This is a genomic window from Sandaracinobacteroides sayramensis, assembly GCF_022014495.1.
Lineage (GTDB): Bacteria > Pseudomonadota > Alphaproteobacteria > Sphingomonadales > Sphingomonadaceae > Sandaracinobacteroides > Sandaracinobacteroides sayramense.
Genome location: NZ_JAKLSQ010000005.1, coordinates 38,338 through 45,212, shown reverse-complemented (window position 1 = coordinate 45,212; position 6,875 = coordinate 38,338). Strand labels below are relative to the sequence as shown.

At 69.8% G+C, this 6,875-nt stretch carries 4 protein-coding genes; 2 read left to right on the top strand and 2 right to left on the bottom strand.

What is annotated here, in order from left to right:
• Positions 1-502 (bottom strand): YbgF trimerization domain-containing protein (locus L6Q21_RS05105; protein WP_272492456.1); only part of this gene is annotated, 502 nt, incomplete at its 3' end.
• A gap of 75 nt (positions 503-577) precedes the next feature.
• The gene (locus L6Q21_RS05100) at positions 578-1,603 is read right to left on the bottom strand and encodes a helix-turn-helix domain-containing protein (protein ID WP_237829566.1); all 1,026 of its coding nucleotides are present in this window, start codon (positions 1,601-1,603) and stop codon (positions 578-580) included.
• Between the two features lie 325 nt (positions 1,604-1,928).
• Here L6Q21_RS05100 and typA point away from each other — a divergent pair, with 325 nt between their 5' ends.
• Together typA and L6Q21_RS05090 are read left to right on the top strand one after the other, a co-directional pair.
• Positions 1,929-3,752, top strand: coding sequence for a translational GTPase TypA (typA, locus tag L6Q21_RS05095; RefSeq protein WP_237829565.1), 1,824 nt, complete (start codon positions 1,929-1,931; stop codon positions 3,750-3,752).
• A gap of 221 nt (positions 3,753-3,973) precedes the next feature.
• A complete protein-coding gene (locus tag L6Q21_RS05090) occupies positions 3,974-6,874 on the top strand; it encodes a hypothetical protein (protein ID WP_237829563.1) in 2,901 nt (966 codons plus the stop codon).
• Position 6,875 lies beyond the last annotated feature (1 nt).

Sequence of the window (6,875 nt, the reverse complement as noted above, 5' to 3'; positions counted from 1 at the left end):
CTGCCGGACGGGGCGCCTCCACCACGGGCACCGCGGCGCCCGGCGCAGGCGCCGCGCCCGGAGCCTTGCCTTCCAGCGCGTCCAGCCGGAACTCAGAATCGCCCTTCAGCTTCTGCAGCGCCGTTTCCATCTGCCGGATCTGGTGCTGAAGCTGCTCGATCTGCCCGGTCAGCGTCCGCTGCTGCGTTTCCAGCGCCGTCACCCGCTGCGTCAGGTCCACCAGCGCCGGGGTGGCGGGGGTTCCGGGCGCCGCCTGCGGCGCGGCCGGAGCCGGGCCGATCTCCGGCTCGAAATAGCGTTTGTCGCCGCCGGGGAACACCTGGCGCTGCACCGCGCGCATCTGGCTTTCCAGCACCCCCACCCGCTTGTCCACCTGGTTCAACTGCGCCTGCGGGCTGGATTGCGCCAGCGCGGGCGCCCCGGTCAGAAAAACGGCGGCGGCCATCGCGGCGAGAGGGGCGGCAAAGGGGGCGGTGTTCGGCAAGCGCATCGGTCCGTTCATCCCTGGAAACTGCTTTCGTCCATGCGGCGGCATGGAATGGCGACACAAGCCCAGCCAGCCTTACGGCAGGCTGAATCAGCCCCTGACGGCGGTCGCCGGAGCGGCGGCGGGCGCCAGCCCCGGAACGGGGGCCGTCGGCTGCAGCCCGCCGGCGGACGGCGCCTGCCGCGCCAGCAGATCCTCCGGCTTCAGCGAGACATTGCGCACCTGCTCGGCGGCACCGCCCAGCGGCGGGATGGCCTTGTCGCCCACCTTCACGTCCAGCGCCCCGGCCCGGCCGGTGCGCAGCGTCCAGGCCCGGCCGGAAGGCAGGGTCATCGTCTGCCCGGGGGTCATGGTGCCCATGAAGAAGGCCTCGTCGCCATCGGCGATGCGAAGCCACACCTCTTCCTTCGCGGTCAGCGTCACCGGCGCCGTGCGGTCGACGGGCGCGGGCGCGCTCGGAGTCACCTCCACGCTCCCGGGCACATTTCCGGCCAGGGGCCCTTCCGCATCGGCATCGGGGGCGGAGACGCTTTCCGCGTCGGGCGTTTGCGGCGCTGGGCCGTTGAACCATCCGGCTCCCCAGGCCCAGAAGCCGGCCAGCGCCAGCAGCACCGCCGCCACCGAGATCGCCACCAGCCTGGAGGAGGGCATCCGCTTTTCCTCCAGCGGCTGCAGGTCCACCATGGTCGGCACCGGATCGCCTTTCAGCGATTCCCGGCGATAGCGTTCGCCGGCGGCGGCAGGGTCCACCCCCACCGTCCGCGCATAGGCCTTCACGAAGCCCAGCGAATAGGTCAGCGCCGGCAGCCGGTCGTGGGCGTCGGCCTCGATGTCGGTCAGGATGCCGGGGCGGATCTTCGTGCGCTCGGCCACCTGGTTCAGGCTGAGGCCGGCGGCCTCGCGCGCCTGCCGCAGTTCCGCGCCGACGGTCAGCGGCAGCGGTGGGGCGGAAGGCTGGACGGCGGGCGGCGACAGCTCTTCGGGGGTGTCCGTTCCATCGGCGGGCAGCGTTTCCGGGCTCGACTGCGCCGCGCCCGGCTGCCGCACGCCGCGCCTGCGACCGCCCGCCTTGGCGCCTGCAACTCCACCTTCGGGCACGCCGTTCGACTCGTCCACTCGACTGTCCTTCTTGGAGGCCGTGACCCTGTCCCGCGAAAGTCGGGGCTCGCGAAAGCCAGGGCGCGGGCCTCTTTGTCCGCTCCGGTTCTTCGCGGTCCGGCCGCCCCAGGCCGTTCCGCCCTATTCAACCCGTTGAAAGCGATGGCCCCCCCTTCCCGCAAAGTCAACCGCGCCTCCGGGCGGTTTCCGCCCCTTGCGGCCACTTCGATGTGGATATGCGGCGGACGCCATCCGGCCGGCGCATTTCCGGCGCACTTGTTGCATTGCGGCAGTTCCGCTATGCGCGCGCCACCTTATCCTAGATCCCGCTTGGAATTCCTGCATGCAACTTCGCAACGTGGCGATCATCGCCCACGTCGACCATGGCAAGACGACCCTGGTCGACCAGCTCTTCCGCCAGTCCGGCACTTTCCGCGACAACCAGCGCGTCGCCGAGCGCGCCATGGACAGCAACGACCTCGAGCGCGAGCGCGGGATCACCATCCTCGCCAAATGCACCTCCGTCGAATGGAACGGCACGCGCATCAACATCGTCGACACGCCCGGCCACGCCGACTTCGGCGGCGAGGTGGAGCGCATCCTCTCGATGGTCGACGGCGTGATCCTGCTGGTGGACTCCGCCGAAGGCGCCATGCCGCAGACGAAGTTCGTCACCTCGAAGGCGCTGGCGCTCGGCCTGCGCCCGATCGTCGTCGTCAACAAGATCGACCGGGCGGACGGCCGGCCGCAGGAAGTGCTGGACGAGGTGTTCGACCTCTTCGTGGCGCTCGGCGCCAACGACGAGCAGCTCGATTTCCCGGTGCTCTTCGCCTCGGGCCGCAACGGCTTCGCCGGCCTGACCCCGGACGTGCGCGAAGGCACGCTGGAGCCCTTGTTCGAAACCATCGTCTCGCACGTCCGCGCGCCCGACGCCGATCCGGCGGCGGCCTTCAGCTTCCTCGTCTCCCTGCTCGACCGCGACCAGTTCGTCGGCCGCATCCTCACCGGCCGCATCGCGTCCGGCACGCTGAAGGTGAACATGCCGATCCGCGCGCTCGACCGCGACGGCAACGTCGTCGAGGAAGGCCGGGCCAGCAAGATCCTCGCCTTCCGTGGCCTCGAACGCCTGCCGGTCGAGGAAGCGGAAGCCGGGGACATCGTCTCCATCGCCGGCCTCACGGTGGCGACCGTCGCCAACACCATCGCCGACCCGGCGGTGATGGAGCCGATCGCCGCCCAGCCGATCGACCCGCCGACGCTGTCGATGCGCTTCGCCGTCAACGACAGCCCGTTCGCCGGCAAGGAAGGCTCGAAAGTCACCAGCCGCATGATCCGCGACCGGCTGCTGAAGGAAGCCGAAGGCAATGTCGCCATCCAGGTGACCGAAAGCGACGAGAAGGACAGTTTCGACGTCGCCGGCCGGGGCGAGCTGCAGCTGGGCGTGCTGATCGAAACGATGCGCCGCGAAGGCTTCGAGCTTTCGATCGGCCGCCCGCGCGTGATCTTCGGCAAGGACGAGGCCGGCGGCCGCACCGAGCCCTATGAAACCGTCGTCGTCGACGTGGACGAAGCCTATTCCGGCACCGTCGTCGAGAAGATGGCGACACGGAAGGCGGAAATGACCGACATGCGCCCGTCGGGCGGCGGCAAGGTGCGCCTTTCCTTCACCGGCCCCTCGCGCGGGCTGATCGGCTACCATGGCGAATTCCTCTCCGACACGCGCGGCACCGGAATCATGAACCGCCTGTTCGACCGCTACGGCCCGTGGAAGGGCGCCATCGCCGGCCGCCCCAACGGCGTGCTCATCTCCACCGAAACCGGCGAAGCCGTGGGCTATGCGCTCGGCTATCTGGAAGAGCGCGGCGTGCTGATGGTGCAGCCGGGCGAGCCGATCTACGCCGGGATGGTGGTGGGCGAGAACGCCAAGTCCGACGATCTGGAAGTGAATCCGCTGAAGTCGAAGCAGCTCACCAACTTCCGCGCCAGCGGCAAGGACGATGCGCTGCGGCTTTCCCCCCCCAAGCGGCTGACGCTGGAGCAGGCGATCGCCTATATCGACGAGGACGAGCTGGTGGAGGTGACTCCGAAGTCGATCCGCATCCGCAAGCTCTACCTCGACCCGCATGAGCGCAAGCGCCACTCCCGCGCGCTGAAGGCGGCGGGCTGACATCCCACCCTTTCCCCACCACCCCGCCACTCCCCACCGCGTCACCCCGGGCTTGACCCGGGGTCCAGCTTTTCGCCGCCCCCAACGCCTGGGAAAGAACGCCGGCCCCCAGGCCCGGGGCGCAGGGAACCGGCAGGAAAACCGCCAGCCGCCAATCCAAACCGCCCCATCCCCCGTCGCCCAGGCTTGGCGCCGCGCCGGGGGCTTGTTAAGCGTGCCGCATGGGGCAGGTTTTCGACGCATTTTCCGGGCCGGACGGTCAGCCGACAGAGGCCGAGCGCCTCTTCCTGCAGCAGCTCGCGCTCGGCGAGTCGACGGACCTCAGCGCTCTGCCGCAGGAGGCGGATGCGCGGCGCATCGCGCCGGAACTGGTCCGCAGCGCCATTTCCGGCCGCTTCACCCACCCCGACTGGCCGGACTGGGCGGCGAACGTCTCCGGCCTGCTGATCGACGGCGCCCTGTTCCAGACCGAACTGGATCTGGCGATGATGCAGATTCCCATCTCCATCGGTTTCAGCAACTGCCACTTCGCCGCCGGGCTCGACCTCAGCCTGTCCGACGTGACGGGGGACGTGCTCGTCAGCCAATGCTCGTCGGAAGGCCCGATCGGCCTGCTGCGCCTTCGGGCTTCGGGCGGGGTCTCCCTGGAAGGCACGCAGGTGCGGCTGCCGGGCGCGGTCGGCGCGGCGGTGATGGCCGATCAGCTCGAGGCGGATTCGCTGATCTTGCAAGGGGCGCGGATCGAGGGCCGGGTCACCCTGCTGGCGGCGCGCCTGCGGGTGGCCTTCAGCCTGACGCACGCGCGGATCCGCTGCAACGAGCCGATCGCCGTCAACGGCGGGGCGATGAGCGCCCTGAACGTCGACTGCACGGGCCTGCATGCGGCGGGGATGGTGGCGCTGGAAAGGGCCGGCATCGACAGGATATTGCGAATGACCGGGGTGCGGATCAACAGCCGGGTGCCCGGCGGCTTCGCGCTCAGCCTCGTCGATTCCACGATCGAGCAGTTGCAGTTGACGGATTCCCGCCTGGGCGGCGGGATGGCGATGATGCGCGCGCGGATCAACGGCCCGGCGCGTCTGGAGCGCAGCCTGCTGCTGCGCCGGGCGCATGTGCCGTTGCAGGCGGGGAAATTGCAGGCCGGCGAGCTCTGGCTGGAGGATGTGAAGGCCAATGGCTGGCTGGACCTGCAATATATAAGCGTCCGGCATGAATTAAACGCCCGGCGCCTGCAGGTGCGCAACCCCGGCCGGCAGGCGCTCAGCCTGGATGGGGCGCAGCTGGGCGAGTTCCACTTCGACAACGCGCATTTCCAGGGCAATGTCGGCCTGATGGCGCTGAGCGCCTCGGGCGCGGTCAACGGCAATGACGTGGTGGCGGAAGGCAGCGCCAGCGCTCCGGGTTTCGAATTCTATTGCCAGGGGCTGCGCGCGGACAGCTTCCGCATGAACCGCTGCCGGATTTTCGGCACGCTCGACATCAACGCCGCCGCCATCGCCGGGCAATGCTCGCTGCTGGAAGCGCAGATCAGCTCCACCCGCGCGCCCTGCGCGATCCGGGCGCAGGATCTCTCCGCCGCCAGCCTCTGGCTCGACAGGGCCTGGCTCTGGGGGCGCCTCGACCTCAACAACGCGCGCATCCCGCACGCGCTCTATGCGGCGGAATTGCGGGTCACCAGCCGCCGCGATTGCGCGGTGGCGGGCTTCGATGCGAAGTTCGGGGAAATCAACCTCGCCCAGGCCTTCGTCCGGGGCTATGTCGATCTCAGCCGGGCGGAACTGACCGGCGCGCTCAATCTGGAACAGGCCCGGATCCTCTACCCGGGCGGCTATGCGCTTTATGCCCCGGGTGGGGAGTTCCGGCGCGGCGTGGAGGTCAGCCGGGCCTATCTCGCCGGCGGAGTCAATCTCGCCGGCGCTTCCATCGTCAAGGGCCTCAAAGCCCATGCCCTCAGGGTCCGGTGCAGCGGGCCGATCGCGGTGACGCTGAGCGATGCCGATATCGTCGGCGTGGCGGCGTTCAGCGCCGTGCGCCTGCCGGCCACGCTCGTCGCCGCGCGCGCCTGCTTCCATGGCCTCATCGACCTCGAATCGGCGCTGCTGTCCTCGTCGCCCCTGCCGGAGGGGCTGGAGAACCTGGTCCCGCGCGACACGCGGCTCGACGCGCTCAATCTGGTGGAGGCGCGGATCGAGGGGCGGCTGGTGCTGCCGCGGGAAAAGCCGCAGGGCGTCGTCAACCTCGCCCGCGCCCGCTGCGACACGCTGGAGGATTTCCGCAGCGGCTGGCCGGACCCGCTGCCCAAGGGCGCCGACAGCTGCGAAGGCCGGCGCTGCGTGCCGGGCCCCGGCGGCCGGCCGCTGGAAGTGCAGCATCTGGTGCTGGACGGCTTCGAATATTCGCATCTGGAACATCCCGCCGGCGTTCCCGGCGCCGAAGGCCATGTGGCGGAGGCGCGGCAGGCCTGGCTCGCCGGCCAGTCCGCGGCCGACCTGAAGACGCATTTCAACCCGCAGCCCTGGCGGCAGGCGTCGGTGGTGCTGAAGGGGATGGGCTATGACGAGGCGGCGCAGTCCATCGCCATCGAACGCCGCGTGCGCCAGCGCATGGCCGACGGCGTCCGCCCGTTCGAGCGGCTGATCAGCGCCCTGCTGCACTGGGTGGCGGACTATGGCTTCAACCCCTGGAAGGCGGTCGGAATCTCGGCGGCGATCGTGCTGGGCTTCGCGCTGATATTCGGCCTGGCCGACAGCCGCTGCCCGGTGGGCCATGCCGAGCTCTGCGCCGGGCAATCGGCCTTCGTGCAGCCCCGCGCCGCCGATTTCGAGCCGTCGGTGCTGGAATCCGGCGGCTATCCGAAATTCCGCCCCGTCGCCTATGCCTTCGACCTGTTCGTGCCCTTCATCGATTTCGGAGTCGAATCCTTCTGGCGCTCGAACGACGCGGCGCGAATCCCGGTCGGCCCCCGCCCCGCCGCCGGCGAGGCGGACGATGCCGCCCATGCGCTGCTGGTGCCGGGCGGCCTGCTGACGCTGCTTTCCATCCTGCTGCAGCTTCTGGGGGCGACGCTGATCGCCATCATCATCACCGGCTTCACCGGCCTTCTGGTGCGCGAAGACCGCTGAG

Bases quoted from the DNA above. Each gene is read 5' to 3' on its own strand.
- typA (WP_237829565.1), top strand. From the start codon at position 1,929: ATGCAACTTCGCAACGTGGCGATCATCGCCCACGTCGACCATGGCAAG.
- L6Q21_RS05090 (WP_237829563.1), top strand. From the start codon at position 3,974: ATGGGGCAGGTTTTCGACGCATTTTCCGGGCCGGACGGTCAGCCGACA.